The organism is Mesorhizobium sp. B2-4-18 (assembly GCF_006441385.1).
GTDB lineage: Bacteria > Pseudomonadota > Alphaproteobacteria > Rhizobiales > Rhizobiaceae > Mesorhizobium > Mesorhizobium australicum.
The window spans coordinates 141,507-159,122 of sequence record NZ_VFUW01000012.1; the positions used below are offsets into that span (position 1 = coordinate 141,507).

At 61.0% G+C, this 17,616-nt stretch carries 15 protein-coding genes and 1 pseudogene; 9 read left to right on the forward strand and 7 right to left on the reverse strand.

The window, feature by feature from the left end; translation table 11 throughout:
* Positions 1 to 929 precede the first annotated feature (929 nt).
* Complete coding sequence (locus FJ527_RS25280; RefSeq protein WP_140616455.1) at positions 930 to 1,181, reverse strand: hypothetical protein; 252 nt, start codon at positions 1,179 to 1,181, stop codon at positions 930 to 932.
* Between the two features lie 1,238 nt (positions 1,182 to 2,419).
* The gene (locus FJ527_RS25285; protein ID WP_140616456.1) at positions 2,420 to 2,608 is read right to left on the reverse strand and encodes a DUF3606 domain-containing protein; all 189 of its coding nucleotides are present in this window, start codon (positions 2,606 to 2,608) and stop codon (positions 2,420 to 2,422) included.
* A 132-nt stretch (positions 2,609 to 2,740) separates the two neighbouring features.
* Between FJ527_RS25285 and FJ527_RS25290 the strand changes: the two genes are divergently transcribed.
* From FJ527_RS25290 to FJ527_RS25310, 5 genes and pseudogenes are all read left to right on the forward strand, one after another.
* Complete coding sequence (locus FJ527_RS25290; protein ID WP_140616457.1) at positions 2,741 to 3,604, forward strand: RNA ligase family protein; 864 nt, start codon at positions 2,741 to 2,743, stop codon at positions 3,602 to 3,604.
* Positions 3,605 to 3,665: 61 nt separating this feature from the next.
* Positions 3,666 to 3,887: a DUF768 domain-containing protein gene (locus tag FJ527_RS25295; protein ID WP_140616458.1), complete on the forward strand. Its 222-nt coding sequence runs from the start codon at positions 3,666 to 3,668 to the stop codon at positions 3,885 to 3,887.
* Between the two features lie 85 nt (positions 3,888 to 3,972).
* Positions 3,973 to 4,221, forward strand: a complete 249-nt coding sequence (locus FJ527_RS25300) for a hypothetical protein (protein ID WP_140616459.1) — start codon at positions 3,973 to 3,975, stop codon at positions 4,219 to 4,221.
* Positions 4,222 to 4,786: 565 nt separating this feature from the next.
* A pseudogene (locus FJ527_RS29735) lies at positions 4,787 to 5,240 on the forward strand (VOC family protein).
* A gap of 322 nt (positions 5,241 to 5,562) precedes the next feature.
* The gene (locus FJ527_RS25310) at positions 5,563 to 5,808 is read left to right on the forward strand and encodes a hypothetical protein (RefSeq protein WP_140616460.1); all 246 of its coding nucleotides are present in this window, start codon (positions 5,563 to 5,565) and stop codon (positions 5,806 to 5,808) included.
* A 1,163-nt stretch (positions 5,809 to 6,971) separates the two neighbouring features.
* On the opposite strand, the gene FJ527_RS25315 is transcribed toward FJ527_RS25310, so the two are convergent.
* The 5 genes from FJ527_RS25315 to FJ527_RS25340 all read right to left on the reverse strand — a co-directional run bounded on the left by FJ527_RS25315 (position 6,972) and on the right by FJ527_RS25340 (position 12,261).
* Positions 6,972 to 7,352, reverse strand: a complete 381-nt coding sequence (locus FJ527_RS25315; RefSeq protein WP_140616461.1) for a hypothetical protein — start codon at positions 7,350 to 7,352, stop codon at positions 6,972 to 6,974.
* 899 nt (positions 7,353 to 8,251) lie between these two features.
* A complete protein-coding gene (locus FJ527_RS25325; RefSeq protein WP_140616462.1) occupies positions 8,252 to 9,184 on the reverse strand; it encodes a 3-keto-5-aminohexanoate cleavage protein in 933 nt (310 codons plus the stop codon).
* A gap of 44 nt (positions 9,185 to 9,228) precedes the next feature.
* A complete protein-coding gene (locus FJ527_RS25330) occupies positions 9,229 to 10,077 on the reverse strand; it encodes a carbohydrate ABC transporter permease (RefSeq protein ID WP_140616463.1) in 849 nt (282 codons plus the stop codon).
* Positions 10,074 to 11,009 (reverse strand): sugar ABC transporter permease, encoded by a 936-nt coding sequence (locus FJ527_RS25335; RefSeq protein WP_140616464.1) that lies wholly within the window; start codon positions 11,007 to 11,009, stop codon positions 10,074 to 10,076. The genes FJ527_RS25330 and FJ527_RS25335 overlap by 4 nt, the downstream gene beginning before the upstream one ends.
* 1 nt (position 11,010) lies before the next feature.
* Positions 11,011 to 12,261, reverse strand: a complete 1,251-nt coding sequence (locus FJ527_RS25340) for an extracellular solute-binding protein (protein WP_140616465.1) — start codon at positions 12,259 to 12,261, stop codon at positions 11,011 to 11,013.
* Between the two features lie 150 nt (positions 12,262 to 12,411).
* Between FJ527_RS25340 and FJ527_RS25345 the strand changes: the two genes are divergently transcribed.
* The 4 genes from FJ527_RS25345 (at position 12,412) to bcsN (ending at position 17,565) form a co-directional block, all read left to right on the forward strand.
* Positions 12,412 to 13,338 carry a BadF/BadG/BcrA/BcrD ATPase family protein gene (locus tag FJ527_RS25345; protein WP_246677798.1) on the forward strand — a complete coding sequence of 309 codons (927 nt, stop codon included), beginning with the start codon at positions 12,412 to 12,414 and terminating at the stop codon, positions 13,336 to 13,338.
* Positions 13,335 to 14,357, forward strand: a complete 1,023-nt coding sequence (locus FJ527_RS25350) for a sugar isomerase (protein ID WP_140824294.1) — start codon at positions 13,335 to 13,337, stop codon at positions 14,355 to 14,357. Before FJ527_RS25345 ends, FJ527_RS25350 begins: the two co-directional genes overlap by 4 nt.
* A 139-nt stretch (positions 14,358 to 14,496) precedes the next feature.
* Entirely contained in the window at positions 14,497 to 15,705 is a 1,209-nt protein-coding gene (locus FJ527_RS25355; protein WP_140616468.1) for an ROK family transcriptional regulator, read from the forward strand.
* 936 nt (positions 15,706 to 16,641) lie between these two features.
* Positions 16,642 to 17,565, forward strand: a complete 924-nt coding sequence (gene bcsN / locus FJ527_RS25365) for a cellulose biosynthesis protein BcsN (RefSeq protein WP_181166479.1) — start codon at positions 16,642 to 16,644, stop codon at positions 17,563 to 17,565.
* The last annotated feature ends 51 nt before the right edge of the window (positions 17,566 to 17,616 follow it).

A 17,616-nucleotide genomic window follows, 5' to 3' on the forward strand; every position in this document is an offset into this window, starting at 1 on the left:
TCCAAACTTTTCAGACTGAGATTGGTTGCAATCGCGGCGATTTTTGCGGCGAGAACGGATCTCGCCCGCCAGCTTTTTGCTGCGCCAGCAACCGAGTTTATCTACCCACTCCCCGGCGCACCTCGACACCTCCCCCGGACAAGAGGCGCCGGAGAGTTGTTCTGAACAGCTTTCGAACAAAGCCCGCCACTGTTTTCGCAGTGGCGGGCTTTGTTATCCTTGATAGAGATGTAGTCCGGCTCTGTGCGCAGGCGATTGACAAAGCCTACTGGCTCAGGGCAATTTTCCGCCTTGAGGGGCAACGGGGATTCCCATGAAGAAGACATACGAAAAGCCTGAACTGAAGAAGCGCGAGCGACTGGGCAGCATTGCAGCTCAGGTGATCATCATATCCGGCCCGATTGGCAAGGTCTGAGCGCGCGATGAAGAAAACTTATGAAAAGCCAGTCCTGACGAAGCGTGAACGTTTGTCCGCTGTTACGGCCGCTACTTCTTCGTCGATCACCGTCACAGGGCCGATCGATTAGCTGAAAAGATTTGTCGTGCCACAAGCCCGCTGCCTCACTGGTGGCGGGCTTTCTTTGGCTGCGGAACGACAGCGGTCGGGAGATGGCCGCCTTACTCCAGCGGCCTTCCCAAGTGGCTTGCCCGCTGGCTCCGGTCAGCGGGCTTTTTCATGCCCGCAACACTATTTGACCGCGAGGTTAACCATACTGCGGTGGACCCCGCCCGCAGCCGGAACAAGCGGGATTCACCTTTGTTGGGCCCGGGCTATGGACGAGAAAGAGCGATCCGAGGTAATTCCGGTGAGCATTTTGCTAGCTGCGATCAGGTTGCAGGTGGCGCTAGATACGCTCGCGCGCCACAGGCCAGGGAGCCGGATCACGCAGGCCGTTCATAAATGAGCCCTTTGTTTCTTCGGCGCCCCCTCAATTGAGATGCCGCGCCATGATCCCGCTCAGCCATCGGAAAAGGGTGATGTCTCTTGGCCGGTCGTCGGCTTCATTGATCGCCGCTTCCAGCGTCAGCACCATCAGCTCATCTGCTGCCTCGGCTGATTGCGCTCTATAGGAGCGGGTCAGCTGCCTCAACGCAGCGATCAGCCGAGGGTCGGTAGCCCTGGTCCAGTCGCGATCGGTATTCTGCTGAAATGTATGAAGCTGCTTGGGGTGTTCAGACATAGCTTTCCTCCCTGTTGGGCGAAAGCACCTAAATTGACTTCCAAGCATCCGTATGCCGGGGAACGGCGGACGACCGCCCAACGCTACGCTTCCCGCACGGCCTGGCGATAACATATGACGCAGGGGTTTTTGGATGACTGGTTGCCGACGCGTCGCCTGAGAGCTACCGCGCCGGCCAGACGAACCTCAGGTCCGCCGCGCTGGTCACAAGATAGGACGAGCGCTGCGCCGTCAATCTCAGTGATGGGACTTCAGTCGGACTCGATGCAGCCAGGATTCGCGGTATTATTCCGGCTTCTGTCCTGTTTGTAAGTGAGGGCTCCCGATGGGCAGTTTGAAGCGCATACTTCCGCCTGGCCTCACCACTCAAGAGCTTATACGGGCGGTACGTCCCGACCGTCGCCAAGGCGATGTGATCTCTATCGGGGAAACCATCCAGGAGCTTCGCGCGCGCGCGCCCGGTTGCGCCGATAGCGATGAGGCCATTACGGCCGCTATCCTGAAATTTGCAATTGGCCAGGCCTTGGCAGTCAGCTTCGATGGGCGAGAGCTTCCAACGCCGCATTGACGCGCCCTCCGCCGCGCGGGCTCCTCGCCGTCAAGATTCGCTATCTGCCCCGTAGAGCGTACGGTGTCTTGGTCGCCCCCGATTTACAGGCATCGGACGTTTGCAAGTGAACATCATGCTTCGCCCTAGCAGGGAGATGGAAGCATGGGTGCCGTTAAAGAGTTCCTTCGTGACGTCGTTGCCAATATGAGAGTGCCTTATCCATTCAAGGTCGGATATTGGAGCGGGAACGAGGAAGTGGGCGGTCGACAGAGCAAGACGAGCGGCTGGAACGCTTAGTCGAAAACCTCAAATCTGCGCAGGCTGCCCTTCGCAGGCTGGGTGAGCGTTAGCCATACTGCTCCCGGTCTTCTTTGCTCGTGCGTTTGAACGACGACGCTCAAAGACAACAATGGTAGCCTTACCCAAAGCTGGCCGCGGTTGCGCAGCAAGCCGGCTTCTGCCATTTAGGTTGGCGGTTTGCCCCTGCCGGATCAAACGCCGGGGCCGCTGCGGTGCACGACACATCCGGCCTTTTCTGGCCATCCACAGGGGCTCAGCGCGTGCGGGTTGAGACCAAGCGCTGTGCCAGCTTCGTGCACAATGAAAAGCCCGCCGCGGTAGCGACCGATGCCTGATGACACCACCGTGTCGCCTTCGATCTCCTCCAGCGGTACTTCGTCATGAGCGCTCAGCGACCCTTGAGATTTTTCGCCTCGCGTTCCAGCGTCTCGCGGTCGTTGCCGTGCTTCGCAATCAACTCCGCACCTGCGTATTTCACGAGCAAATTCGACCTATCTATCCAGCCTACCTCGCATTCCTGATCGCCGCTCACGCGGCTTCGATCATGATATCCAAGCTTGTTCTTGTCGTCAGTCATGGTTGTTCCTCCACTCCGATTGGTGGCAACGTGGTGCGGTTAGCTTTGTTGCATCGCGCCTGCCATTTGGCGTTTTCGGAACCATTTTAGCTAAAGCTAATTAAAATCAATCGGGATATTGGGAGTGAGTTGATGCGTCTGACTTTCGTTAAGCCGATGGAGCCCGAACTGGTCGACACCCCGCCCCAAGGCGATGAGTGGATCCATGAGATGAAATTCGATGGGTACAGGACCCAGGTCATCAAGGATGACGACGGGATTCGGTTGATCACCAAAAACGGCTATGACTGGACAGGCCGCTACATCCAGCTTGCTGGCGAAGCCGCGGCGATCGAAGCGAAAGACTTCATCATCGACGGTGAGGCGATCACCATCAATGAAGCTGGGCTGTCTGACTTCCATGCACTGCAATCAGCCGTCACGAGCCGCAAGCCGTCGCGCGACCTCTACCTGGTGGCGTTCGACCTCCTGCACCTCAATGGTCATGATTTGCGCGACATGCCGGTGGAAGACCGCCGCGACATTCTTCAGGCATTGATCCCGACTGGCGGTCGCATCCAGTTCAGCGAAGCAATGCCTGGGGCCGGCGATGCCGTCTATCACCTTGTCGACCAAGCCGGCCTGGAGGGTATGGTTTCAAAGCGCAAGGACAGCACCTATCGCAGCGGGCCGACGATGAACTGGCGCAAGATCAAGTGCTATGCCGAAAAGGAAATGGACATCATTGGCGTGCAGCGTGAGGTGGGCAAACCCGCGATGGTCCTCATGGCCGACAAAGGTCGCTATGCCGGCGGTGCCTCTATCACGTTCAAGGCTGCCAAGCGACAAGCGCTATGGGACCGCGTGCAAGGGAAGGTCGGCGGACCTGTTCCGCTAGGCTTGGCCAAGGCAAAGGCAGAATGGCTAAAACCCGGTCTGGTCGGCCGCGTGCGGTTCCTGAAGGGTGAGGAGAAGCTACGTCACGCCAAGCTGCTCGATTTCCGGCATAAGCAATAGCCGTGATGCTGCCCCTCGCAAGACAAGCGGAACCTAATATGCGGCGGCTACTTATGGAAAAATGAGCGCACGCGGAGCCAATTTCCTCGCCAGGTGGATGGCAGAGCATCTGCCGAATGCAGTGACCGACGATCCGGCCGCAATAAACGATCTAGCGGACCAGTTGATGGAAGCTGCGGACCGAGAGGGCATCGCGGTAAGCGAGATCTATGAAGAAGTCGGCAGCGTCTTCGAAGTGATCGCGAAGGCGATGCAGCATCGCGACGGCAGCTTAGCCGATTAACGATAAGGCTTGCCAACCGTATCGCGACGAGGAATATAATCCTCCCTGTTGCGGCGACCCCTCTCTCAAATATCGGAGATCGCCAATGGCCAGGTCCAAACCATCCAAACAGCTTTCCCAGGCTGAAATCGAGCGCTTTCTCGCGGCGGCGGAAGCGCTGCACAGGTGCATCGTGAAGCCGTTTATATCCCCACACTGCGAGCATTACCGCGCCACGCGGACCCTCCATGAGGCGCTGTTGAAGTCTGTGCGGGAAGTGACGGGGAAGGAAGTCGAGTTCATTCAGTGGAATACCACCGGGCCGGTGCGGCCGGCGCCTTCGTCAAGCATTTGATGTGGGCGGCCCGGTTGCCGGGGGTGTGCTTAGGCTTGGGGGCCGGCGACCGGGCCATGCCGGAGTTCCTCCCGGCAGAAGGGATCATGGACTAATATTAGCATTCGTGCAAATACGAGCAGCGCCAGGACTGAAATTAACCCGCTATAGCGTCACCTATGGCGGCCCCGGATCGCGAAGCCCAAGAGCAAAGTTCGTGCTGCACCTTCGGGGCAAACGCGCCGTAGCGGCTCCGCTGGTAGCTGATACCGGGAAGCAACCCAAAGTTGGCGATGGCTATTGAGCTGCAGGTGCTTCTACCGCCGTGGCCACGACTTGCCAGCGGCGCGCTCTTTCCAGGGCCTGGAGCCGTCACGCCTCTTTGCATCAGGGCCTGCGCCGCGCGCAGGACGGCTGGCGGGGGCGAGACCGACCACATAATCGGCAAGAGAGCCGTCAACGCTTGGCCGAACAACATATGCACTTGTAAGGACCTGACTGTTGGGTATTGGGTCTTCGGACAGGACCTCGCCGGGCGTCAGTCATTGGTAGCTGTCGCCGCCGGCGGCATACTTGCAAAGGAAAGATGGAGGCTTCAATGGCCGTGAGCGTTCGCTACATCGTTGACGACGTTGATTCAGCGATCTCCTTTTATGTGAATTCGCTAGGGTTCAGCCTTTGTAATGCACCTCGCTCCAGGGTTTGCTGCACTGTCGAAAGGAGAACTGCGGCTCCTTTTGAACAAGCCCGGCGCTGGCGGTGCTGGGCAATCCATGGCGGACGGCTCCAGCCCGGCCCCAGGTGGTTGGAACCGCATTCTGGTCGAATATGAGGATTTGGCGTCTGCCGTTGCAAAACTGAAAGAAATGGGGTGCATTTTTCGAAGCGACATCATTGCAGGCAACGGCGGAAAACAGGTTCTCGTTGACGACCCAAGTGGCAATCCTGTTAAGCTTTTCGAGCCGGCCCCAAGGGAACTCGATAGGATATATGCCACAAAGTGGCTCCCGCTACCTAGGCAATGGGCGCGGTGGCGTTGATAAGGACGCTGCCTCGACGGGTACAAGAATCAGCCGGTACGCGAGCGACGCCAGCTCGGTCTTCTACAGACACAAGGCTCGAACAATCAAGACTCACGTTTGTGGAGAGCATAGACAAGGCCGAGCCTCTCGAACCGACACCGAACAGCATTCCCCTGGCCGCCGCAAGGCTGCGGCTCTCCAAAAGCTATCCATCACCGGGAAGTAATAGCCGCCGCACCGCCTCGAGCTATCGCGCCGGAAGGGATGCTGTGCGCTGACACTCGGCCCGGCTCGCAACCGAAGCTAGTTCATCGGATGCGCAGGACGGAGATGGAGGCGGATGCGCCGGTCGATCCGCAAGCTTGCGTCGCAGTCGACCAAGCGTTTCGACGTGGCTTCCGATCAGTTGGGCGACTATTTCGCGTTATCGGTAGAGAAGCGGTCGAGTCCGGCGGCGCGCAAGATCCTACGCGACGCCCGCATCTCAGTTGCATTCAGGATGACGGATGCAATGCGCGACTTGGTCGACGCCACGGTCTACGCCAACGTTCGCAGTATTTCGACCTGGTCGACAGCGCCGTCATGAGATCGGTCCAGACCGGCCGCGACCTTGCCGGCCTCGTCGAGGAGCTGAGTCGGTCGCTCCCAGTTCACCATGTGTGGTCGATTCCCTCCGGGGTCCAGCCACTTCCATAAAAGCAGGCCCGTAGCGGAAGACCACGCGGCGGGCTTTTTGTTGACCGCTGTTTCACTGCGGCACAGCGACGGCGGCTCCTGGTCAAGGTGTTGCTAATATACAGCACCCCGGCTGCTTCTCAAGCGGCCTCGCGCGGACCGGCTTCCATCGGGAACCCGTTAGCGTCAAAATGACAGCGAACAATGCGAGACGGCGAAGATGGACAAGCGGCAAGATACGAGAACCATCGAGATGTGCTGTCTTCTAGCTGTGCCAGTGTCACTGCTCCTCACTGTAGTGTTCGCTGGAATGGTCCTTGGCTAAACTGATACGCTCCAACGCGGCGTCGGCTTGCGCGGCCTTGTCCTTCACGGCTGAGGTGACCGCTTCGGCAACGATAGCGGGGCACTTCGTATTGCGGGGCCGGTTCGGTGGCAAGTGAACCTTAAGGGGCAGGGACGGCGCGCTGGTTTCAGCAGCGCGTCCATCGATGCCGTCATCGTCGCCGGTCAGACAATCATTGAAGCGAAGGTCGCTAGTAGGATGATGTTGGCGATAGAGAGACCGGCGCGCCGTCGCGGTCGTAGCTTTGGCGTGTGAGTCGCTGCTTCGGTATTCTGGGGAGCTTCGGCTTCGCTATTCGGGGCGGGTCCGTTCGGCTGCGACAGGGAGTAGGATTAGGATCAGGGAAGCTGCGATCGATCGCACGCTGCTTCCGACGCGTTTCCTAGTCAAATTGATATTTGCGCGCACCGCGCCAACTTGGAACTCTTCTTTGGCCATCGTCTCATTTAGCCGCCGCTGGCTAGGCGGGCAGGAGCCCGCCGACCACTTTGATGGTCCGGTCTGAGGGAAGCGCATCCTCAACACCAGCAGTCGCGTAGCTGCGAACGGTGCCACGACGATAAACGCCATGGCGATGTTGAATAGAAAATAACTGGGGACGTAACAAACGGATTCCATGGTTTAGCCCTTCAACCACCTTGTTTGGTGGCCTCCTCCCGACCGCCCCATCAGCATGATCCTGCTTCGCCTGAAATGCAAGCAACCGCTAATATGGTGGGATTTCGGCCTCAGGAGGTGGCCTTCCTTCGGCAAGTCGTTGTGTCGATGGGCATTAAGAATTCGAACTCATCGAGACTGCGCTCAAAATCCCCATTGAAGTCCTGGACGGACCCTCCTTTGTCGACCAGAACAATCTGATGACCCTCGTCAGGATCGAGCGCCCACCAATAGCCCTCGCGGACTGTCTCTGGGTCGACGGCACCTTTCTGCGGCCATGCGCTGGTGTCAACATGTTGAAGCAATTCGAACTCGACCAGATCAAACAGGTCGGAATCACCAATGCGAATTGCCACTTGGCCCAATGAATAGGACCCTACATTGATGATCTCTGGCCGGTCGTGATCTTGCCGAACACTGATTGCCCACCAATAGCCGTTCTGCTTCTGCATGACTTCTCCAATCCTCTTTGAGGGCCGTAACACGTGAGCGGGAGGCGAGCCGGACGCTCGTTAGGGAGTGTTGTCGGGCAGTCGTGCTGCCTTTGCTTCGGTGTAAGCTCGTCGGCCTTCACGCGGCGATGGCACCCACGCCGATCGCGGGGCCCGTGCCCAGGCTTTCGGCCGGGCGCAGCACAAAGGCCAGCATAGCCGTGCCGCAAACGCCCTGGCGGGGCCTTCAGGGTGAGCGAGATCGTCAACGCGTGTTCCATCCTCATGCCGGCCCGGCATCCAAGAAGGAGAGTTGTTGGAGGACGCCGAGCCTAACCGGCAATACTAGTGGAGGGTGAGCCGCTAGGCTCGCCGGCTGCCGGAATATGAACCTTTTAGAGCACTAGCGAAGCGTTCGAACGAACGACGTCGCTCGCCGCCGATTTGCTACAGTTCCCCGCAATGAGACGGGGGTGGCATGAGGATCATTCTATTTGCAATTGTGGTGCTGCTGTTCATGGGGAGCGGCTTTTGGCTCGTGGCGGAGCTGGTGATCGCAGGCGGTTGACAAGACTAGATCGCCGCCGACGCCAGATTTGGGCAGCTCGGCATGGGTTCAATCGTTGCCGTCAAGCTGGCCTCGGAGTTCGACAAGCGCTTTGCGATCGGATCTCGCCGCGGTGGTTCGTCGCTTTCCCCTCCATAGCAAGCTTGGCGACCTTGCCGTCGAGCGCGATGTCGCGGCGCTGATGTCTTCGAGGCCGGCGATCATCCTTAGCAAGGTCGACTTCCCGCAACGGGACGGCCCGACCAGGATGCGGATTCACCCGACGCGACATCCACCGACACGCGGTAGATGACCGCGCCTTGCCATAGGCCTTCTCGACACCCTTTATGGTGACCGCGCTCATTGGTGTTTTTCAGAAAGAGACTTTGTCGCCGCCCTTGAGCTGCAGGATTTGCCGCGCCTCGTCAGGGGTGGCGACCGAGGCACCGAGCCCCTCGATAATCTGGCGCACTTTCTTCACCTGCTCGGCGTTGGATTTTGCCAGCTGGCCCTTGCCGATCCACAGCGAGTCCTCAAGCCCGACGCGCACATTGCCGCCCAGCGCGATGGCCTGAGTCGCGATCGGCAACTGGCTGCGGCCGGCGCCCAGCACGGACCAATGATAGTCATTGCCGAACAGGCGGTCGGCGGTGCGCTTCATATGCGCGACGTCCTCCGGATGGGTGCCGATGCCGCCCAGTATGCCGAACACGCTCTGGACGAAGAACGGTGCCTTGACCAGGCCGCGCTCCACGAAGTGGGCAAGCGTATAGAGATGGCCGATGTCGTAACACTCGATTTCAAAACGCGTGCCGTTTTCCGCGCAGGTGCGCAGGATGTGCTCGATGTCACCAAAGGTGTTGCGGAAGATGCGGTCGCGTGAGCCTTCGAGATAGGGGCGCTCCCAATCATACTCGAAAGTCTTGAAGCGCTCCAGCATCGGATAGAGGCCGAAATTCATCGAGCCCATGTTCAGTGAGGCGACTTCCGGCGCGAAGATCGCGGCCGGTTTGACCCGCTCCTCGACGCTCATCGTCGCGGCGCCGCCGGTGGTGATGTTGATGACGCAGTTGGAGCGCTGCTTGATCACCTTCAAGAAGGGTGCAAAAGCCTCGGTCGACTGGTCGGGCCGGCCGTCGGCGGGATTGCGCGCATGCAGATGGACGATCGCTGCACCAGCCTCGGCCGCGCCGATCGCGGCGTCGGCGATCTCTTCCGCGCTCACCGGAAGATGCGGCGACATTGACGGCGTATGGATCGAGCCGGTGACCGCGCAGGTGATGATGATCGTGTTCTGGTTCGCCACTTGAAAATATCCTCGTCCTTTGATGGCGCTTATTTCACCGCGCTCTATTTCACCGCACCTTGAGTGATGCCTGAGATGAACTGCTTCGACAGCATGATATATAGCAAGGTGATCGGCAGGGCCGCCAGCGTCAGACCAGTGAACAGCACGCCCCAGTCGGTGGTGAATTCGCCGACGAAGACCGTGAGGCCCTGCGGCAGCGTCTTGCGATTGTCCGACGTGATCAGCACCAGCGGAAAGAAAAAATCGTTCCAGATCGGCACCGCATTCTGGATCGCGACGATGACCAGGGCCGGGCGCGCCAACGGCAGCATGATTGAGCGCATGATCCGAAATTCGCTGGCACCGTCCATACGCGCCGACTCCTCCAGTTCGCGCGGCAAGGTCCTGAGAAAGCCCGTCATGATGAACACCGCTGAGGGAATGCCCATGGCGACATAGACCAGCACCAGGCCGCCATAGCTGTCTACCAGTCCAAGCGAATCCAGCTGGATGAACAATGGAATGATCGCCAGTTTCAGCGGCACGGTCATGCCGCTCAGGAAGAACATCAGCACCAGGGTGCTCAGCCTGAACTGATAGCGGGCGATGGCATAGGCGGCCATGGTGCTGAACAGAAGGATTAAGGCCACCGCGGCCATGGTGATGCCGAGCGAATTGGCGAGGTAGCGGACGAAATTGGTTTCTCTCCACACACGCTCGGCATTGGCCAGCGAAAAGTGCGCCGGCAGGGCGAAGGGCGACGAGAAGATCTCGGCATTGGTCTTGAAGGACGACATCACCATGACGAACAGCGGATAGATCATAATGATGGCATTGATCGCCAGCATCAGCTGGATGGCGCCGTTCTTCACCAGCTCGCCGGGTTCCCTGGTGCCGACCGCAGCGCTCACAATTCGATCTCGCGACGGCGCAGGTACCGAAGCGCAATTGCGGTAACGCCGGCAACGATGATGAACATCATCACCGCCAGCGCGCTACCCTGCCCGAAATCCTGGATGCCTGTCGTCGTCGAGCCAAAGGCGGTGCGGTAGAAATAGAGGCCGAGCACATCCGTCGCGCCGCCGGGCGACCCGGTTAGGCCGGCCATGACATAGGGGATTTCGAACCAGTTGAAGCTGCCGATGAAGGTCAGGATGGTGACGATGGTGACGCTCGGCGCAATCAGCGGCCAGATGATGCGCGTCATCAGCATATAGTCGCCGGCGCCATCGAGACGGGCGGCCTCGATCACCTCCTTGCCGATGCGCTGCATGCCGGCGAGCAACACCAGCGTCGGGAAGCCGAGCCAATGCCAGACATTGGCGAACAGGATGCTGCCCAACGCGGTGTTTTCATTGCCGAGCCACGGGATGGCACCGATGCCGACAAGCGCCAGCGTCTGGTTCACAAGACCAAACAGTGGATGCAGGAACAGTTTCCACAGGAAGCCGACGATGACAGCTGACAAGACGACAGGCAGAAAGACGATGACCTGGTGGATGCGATGGCCGGGCAGCGCCTTCAGCAATGCGTAGGCAAGCAGGAAGGCGGTGCCGTTCTCGAACACCATCAGCGCCACGAAGGCGATGACGTTGTGTTTCAGGGCATTGTAGGTCCAGCCGCTATAAGGCTGTTCGAACAGCACCTTGCGGAAGTTTTCGAAGCCGATGAATCCAGTCGGCTGCAGGCCGTTGAACTCATAGAAGGCAAGCCGGAAGGCCGAGAGCAGCGGCCACAGCACGAACAACACCATGACCACCAAGGCCGGTGTCAGCAGCGACGCGATCCAGAGTGACCGGCGCCACGGAAAAGCCTTTGTGGTGTGGCGCCGGCCGCTGCTCATCTCACTTGCCCTGGAAAGGCTTGTACCATTTGGCGAGGCCGTCGGTCAGGTCGGCGGCCAGTTGGTCCGGGGTGATCGAACCCGACATCATCTTGGTGATGTCGCCCTGCAGCAGCTCCGACCCCGTCGGCTTCTGGAAACGGAAGTAGACGACATTGATATGCGGCATGGCGGTCTCGTTCAACTTGGCGACGTGGGCCAGCAGCGCGTCCTTAATGACTACGCCCTTGATCGGCGAGATGTTTCCGAGCAACGCCGAGAACTTGTCGCCGAACTCCTTGGTGCCCATCCAGTTGACCAGCTTGAGCGCGGCCTCCTTGTTGGCCGACTTGGCGTTGACGGCGTAACCGCCGTCAAAGAACTTGGTTACCTGTGGCACATCGCCGGCCTTGGCCATTGGCGGGGCGACGAAGTCCATATTGATGGCGGGGTTCTGGGCCCGGTAGCTGGCGATGTCGAAGCTGCCGCCGGCCAGCATAGCCGCCTTGCCGCTGATGAACAGCTGGCCAGCGGTGTCGTAGTCGATGCCTTCAAAACCGGGAGGCATGTAGTCACGCAATTCGAGCAGCTTGCCGAGTGCCGCGATGTAGCGTGGGTCCTTGAAGGTGGTCTTGCCCGAGGTCAGATCTGTGACAAAGTCCTGGCCGAGGAACGGGTTGGTGAAGATGGCGACGAACATCTCGTTGAACCAGCTTGTCCCCATGCCGTTGGCCAGGGGATAGATACCCTTGTCCTTCAGCGCCTTGCTGACGGTTATGAATTCGGCCCATGTGGTCGGCGGGGTCAGTCCGGCCTTGGCGAAGACGTCCTTGTTGATGAACAGACCGAGCGTCTGCGAGGCGAAGGGCAGGGAATAGATCTTCTTGTCGGCGCGGTAGGTGCCGGCCACCAGCGCATCGGCGGCCTGGTTGGCGAGTGAAGGAACCGTGGTCAGATCCTGGGGCTCGAAATAGCCTGCTTTCACGAACTGCTCGAGCCAGCCATACGCGTGGGTATGGATGACGTCGCCACCCTTGCCGGCTGCCAGCGCCGTGGAGACGATGGTCGGATAATTCTCGTCCGGGAACGACTCGAACTTCACATGGATGTCCGGGTTCTCCTTGGTGAAATCGGTGAAAAGCTCGTTGTAGGCGGCCTTGTCTTCCTGACGCCAGGTCCAGAACGAGAGGTCGGTAGCGTGAGCCACGCTTGCCGTGAGTCCCCATGCGAAAGACGCGCCCGCGAGGGCCAGACCAATCCTTCTCCTGCTCATGTTGCAATCTCCCAATCGCGCTTGATGCGCTTTTTACGACGACTACCAAATCATAGTTCTTGCCGTCTGGAAAGATAGTTTGTAAAGTTTCCTAACTAACATGAGATCGGACGCGGCAACCCGCTTTGTCCGGCATGCGCGGTGGATGTCGTGACCCAGGAAATCATTGCAGGCGTGGATATAGGCGGCACGAAGACGCGCATCATGGCATGCCGGGGCGAGCGCACGATCGCCGACGAGGTGCTGGTCACGGAGAGTTGGCGCATTCGGCAGATGGAAACCGATGCCACGAGACTAGCCGACATCGTCGCCGCCTTGTGCGGCGGCGTGGCGCCCGTTGCGCTGGCAGTCGGCGCGCACGGCTGCGACACGGGTGAACAATGCCTACGCTTCCAGGCGCTGCTGGCGAGCAGGACCGGCGGCTCGGTGCAGGTGGTCAACGACGCCGAACTGATGGTGGCCGCCGCCGGCCATAGCGATGGCATCGGCGTCGTCGCTGGCACAGGTTCCATCGCGGTGGCGCGCACGGCCCAAGGCAAGATGCTAGCGGCCGGCGGCTGGGGCTGGATCCTCGGCGATGAGGGCAGTGCGCCGGCTTTGGTCCGCGAAGCCGCCAAGGCGGTCCGCCACAGCCTCGACAGGGGCGAGGATGGTGACCCGCTGATTGCCGCACTGATGCACGAACTCGATACCGATGACCAGACCAAGCTCGGCATCCTGCTCAACGAAACGCGCGGTGCCGCGGTCTGGGGGCGCTATGCCAATGCCGTGTTCGCCGCGGCCATCGCAGGATCGGCTCTGGCCGTCCGCGTTATCAGGGAAGGCGGGGCAGGACTTGCCGCGCTTGTCGAACTGTTGATCCAACGCGGCGCCAATCCTGCTCTGGTCGTGGCTGGCGGCGGTGTCATCTCGGAGCAGCCGATGCTCATGAAGGCATTCGTCGAGGCCATGGCGGAAGTGTCGCCGGCGAGCCAGATTGTGCTGCTGCGCGAGCCGCCGGTGCTCGGCGGCGTCGCCATGGCCCGGCGGCTGCTCGTCCGCCAGGGCTATCCTCCCACATTGGAGCTGTTTGAATGATGAAGCGTATTGGCTATCGCCCGGCAGTGACGCGCCAGACGGAAAGTCTCGAGATCGGCAGGCGCTCAGTGGCCGCGGCACTCGACGGCCTCGATCTGCGAGGCTTTGCCGGCAAGATGATCGGGCTTGCCGGCATCGGTGCCAGCTATCAGGCGGCGCTGGCCGGCGCGCTTTATCTGCGCGCCTCCGGCATCAGGGCCTTCGCCTATACGCCGACAGATCTCTATGGCCGCACGGATGCTGCCGCCGATGCCTTTATCGCATTGTCGGCCTCCGGGCAGAGCCGAGAAATCTTCGATGTCATGCGCGAGGCATCCGCGTCGCCACGCGTGGCAGTCTGCCGTGGCAGCGACAATCCGCTGGCTGATTTGACCGGCGCTGTTGTTGCCACGGAGTCGGGCGACGACAATGGCGCCAGCTCGACCGGCTATACCGGGACCTTGCTGGCGCTTGGCATGCTGATCGACAGCCTTGCCGGCAACAGCTTCGACTGGACGCTTTTGCCCGGCGCGGTCGCGACCGTCCTCTCCGATGCAGAACATGCTGCCGGGCAGGCGGCGCGGCTGCTGCAGGGCAGAACATCCATCGACATCGTCGGCGCCGGTGTTAGCTTCGCCAATGCGGGCGAGGCGGCGATGCTGATCCGCGAGGCTGTTCGCGTGCCGGCATCCGGATGGGATACGCTTAACTATCTGCATGGACCGATGGAATCGCAGGATGCGGCGACCGGATTGATCGCCATCGGCGATGGTCGTGAGGTGAAGATCGCGCAGGATGTCGCCGGCTTCGGCTGCCCATCGGTGCTGGTCACGCGGCGCATGGACGTCGTTTCGGCCGCCAAGCTGGTGGTGATTTCCATCCCGGCCCTTGGCAATACCATCGCCGATGCCATTCTGGAGATCGTAGCCATCCAGCTTGTCGTCGGTGACATGCAGGACGCCGCCGGCCTGACCGACATCGTTTTCCGTTACCGGCAGACCGATACCAAGCTGAAGCCGTGGTCGCCGACGGAAGTCTGACATCTTGTGCGGACGTCGTGTAAATTGCCAAACCGGTCACCAATGGGGCATTGAGGGCGGGATGCGACTTTGAGTCGTGGCGGCGTTTTCGCTGCACCGACCGGAGACAGGATTTCAGGGCAAAGGTCGAACGGCTGAGATGACGGCTGCGGAAATCCCCAATCTGACCGACAGCGCCCGAGCCGTGCTGCGCGTGCTCGCCGCGCATGGGCCGGTCACGCGGCCGAAGCTCGGTGCCATGCTCGACCTGTCGAAGCCGACGATGTCGGCAGCCGTGTCGGAGCTGAGCGCGCTCGGTCTCGTCGCCTCACGCGGCCTGGAACGCGGCGCCATTGGCCGCACCGCGACCATCTACGGCATCGGCTCGGGAGCGGGCTATGCGATTGGCATCGATGTCGGCGCCGCCCAGGTGCGCGCGGTTGCCTATTCGATGGACACACAGAAGCTGGCGTCTGCGGAAGAACCGATCCCGGAAGCCAACGCCGGCGATGCCGACGAGGTCGGCGCCATCGTCCTGTCGGTGGCGCGTGCCACGATGGCCAAGGTCGGCAAGAGTTTTCGCGCGCTGCGGGCCATCGCCGTGGCGGTGCCGCGCATTGTCTCCAATGATCGTTTCGACCGCCCTGGTGGGCCGTCCGCCGTGCTTGGCCTGCTGCGCCGTAGCATCGAGGTGCCGATCATCCTGGAAAACAACGTAAACTGCGCGGCTATCGGCGAAATGCATTTTGGCGCTGCGCAGGGCCACCGGACCTTCGGCTTCCTGCAGGTTGGCGTACGGGTCGGGCTGGGCTTCATCACCGAAGGACGGTTGTTTCGCGGCGCCGGCGGTGCGGCCGGCGAAATTGGCCGCATGCCGTTTCCGTGGTCAGCCAGCGAAACGCCCTATCGTGAGGGGCTCGAACATTATCTCGGCTCACGGGCGTTGATCGAGCGCTGCCGTGCCGACTGGCCCCCCGGAGAGGGCGCGCCGCCAGATTCGGCCAAGGGTCTGTTCGCGCGCGCGCTTGGAGGGTCACGCCCGGCCATGCTGGCCGTCGAGCGCCATGCCGCCGATATCGGCAGGCTGGCGGCCGGCTGCATCGGCATGCTTGATCCCGGGTTGATTGTGCTTGGCGGCGGTGTCGGCAGAAACCCGCTGATGACGGAAAGCGTTGAAAACGTGGCGGCGGAACTTGCGTGGCCCACACGGATCGCCGTCAGTTCGCTTGAAGATGGCGGCACCGCGCTGGGGGCGGTGAAACTGGCCATCGACTACAGCCTCGGACTGCTGCTGCGCGAAGGCCGGCATCCGGCTGTCGTGCTGCCGCCGCTGTCCGAGTTGCAGGCGGACGCAAGCGACACTTGGTAAAAGAGAAAGGCAGGCGGGGGGCGCGTGGCTTCGCCGCGGGACGGCGCCGTGCCCTGCGCAGCCGCAGCGACTTCGCGCGTCGCGTCGGCATCCGGTCATGCCGACAAACCGAGCACGCCTGTGCAGGTAGGCGCGCGCTGCCAGGGAACGGCGTGATCCAACTGCACGGCCGCACCTTCGGAATAGATCTACGCGGCGGGGTGCTGCTAAGAAGCCAAATAGCAACAGGCGGCGCCGAGCGTCTGGGTGAAGAAGAAGGGCAGCGCCGACACGATGCTGTTCATCGTCGGCACGGGAGCGCCATCCTCCTGCTGCTCGATTTGGAACCGGCTCAGGTCGTCGGCGGTCGCCGTGTCGGGTGAACGCCCAAGGAATGTCGCCAGGCGTCCAATGTCGCGGAGACAGTTGCGCTGCATCTCCCGGAGAAACGTCGCATGTTCATGTCGTCGATCAGCCGCTGGCGCAGTGCGCTGATCGGTGCATCAACAGCGGAGTGGGTCATCGTCAGGGTCCTTGTTGAAGAAGCCCGTCATGCTCTGCACCCGCAGGACGACGCTCAACGCAGGCGCGGCGGCGGGCTCGGACAGCTCTACCTCACCGCAGGCGTACTCCGAAGCGGGGCTCGTCCAGCGGCCCCGTTCATGGCAACGCGCCCCCATTCGGCCATCAACTTACGCCGTGATATTTCTAAAAGCGGACATCGATGGCTGCGACGGTTTTCTGAGCGAACCTGACTGTGGCCATTTTGGCTCTATCGTCTACCTCTCGCGTTTCAGGTGCGCGAAAGATTCGTACTAAGTCTTCGTTAATGGAAGCGAATCTCTTAGCTTCCTGCAGATGGATTCCCTGCAGCCAGCCCAAATCTCCGCCGCTCGACCCCAAGCTGGATCGGTTATTGACATTTTGCGGTTCGCAGGCTGCCTCTCGATTCTTTTCTTGGCCAGCTGCGCCAATCCACCACCCCTGAACAATTCGACCGGCACCAGCCTAATATCGCCCGAAACCGCCTTTGCCTATCCGCCTCCCGGCGGGCCAGCCGTGACGGCGGTGCTGGAGCAGCGCTTCGCCAACGCTACGCAACAGGACATCCTCCTTTCGACTTCAGCACGCACGCCCGGGCAGAACATGCTGCGAGTGCAGATGTTCGGGCCAGTCGATGCTTCAATGGCTGGCGAGAGCAGGCTTCGCGACGGCTACCTGCCCATCGGCGATGTCGGCACGGAGGTGCGTCAGGCGCTGCCGGGTATCCGCATGCAGCGCTCACCTTTCTACGTTCAGAATAAATATGGTCCGTTCGGCTACGCAGTCGGCCGCAGCGCCTCAGGCGACACCTGCCTCTATGGCTGGCAGCGCATCACCTCGACCGGTTCGACCCAGACCTTGATCGGCAACAAGGGCTCGGTCCAGGTGCGGCTACGGCTCTGCGACCAGAATGCGTCCGAGCAGCACTTGCTCGACGTCATGTATGGCTACACGATCTCCGCATCTTTCAAGACGCGCAACTGGAATCCCTACGGCCAGGCGCCGGCGCCGGATGAAGCGATCGGCAAATCAGGACATCCGATCTATCCGCTCGGAGCCACCCAGTTCGGAACTGTCACCACGCCGCGGCCGTCGCCCGCGAAATTGGTGCGGCACGCCTCGCGACCACGCGTCATGGCCTCGCAGGCTCCCGCGACGCCGGATTCGGAACAACCGATCGGCCCGCTCGTGCCGGCTCCGCCGGGCGGACAGACAGCAGACTCGCGGACGCCCAGGCCTGCTCCAACCGTCCCCAATTCGGGGGCGTCCAGTGCCCCGGCGATAGTCGTTCCGCCGCCGCCTTGCGCGCAATCCGACGCGTCCAATTGCAATCAGTAGGTGAAGGAAACAGACCGTTAACCATCCCTAAGGCAAAACAGGCCAGAAGTG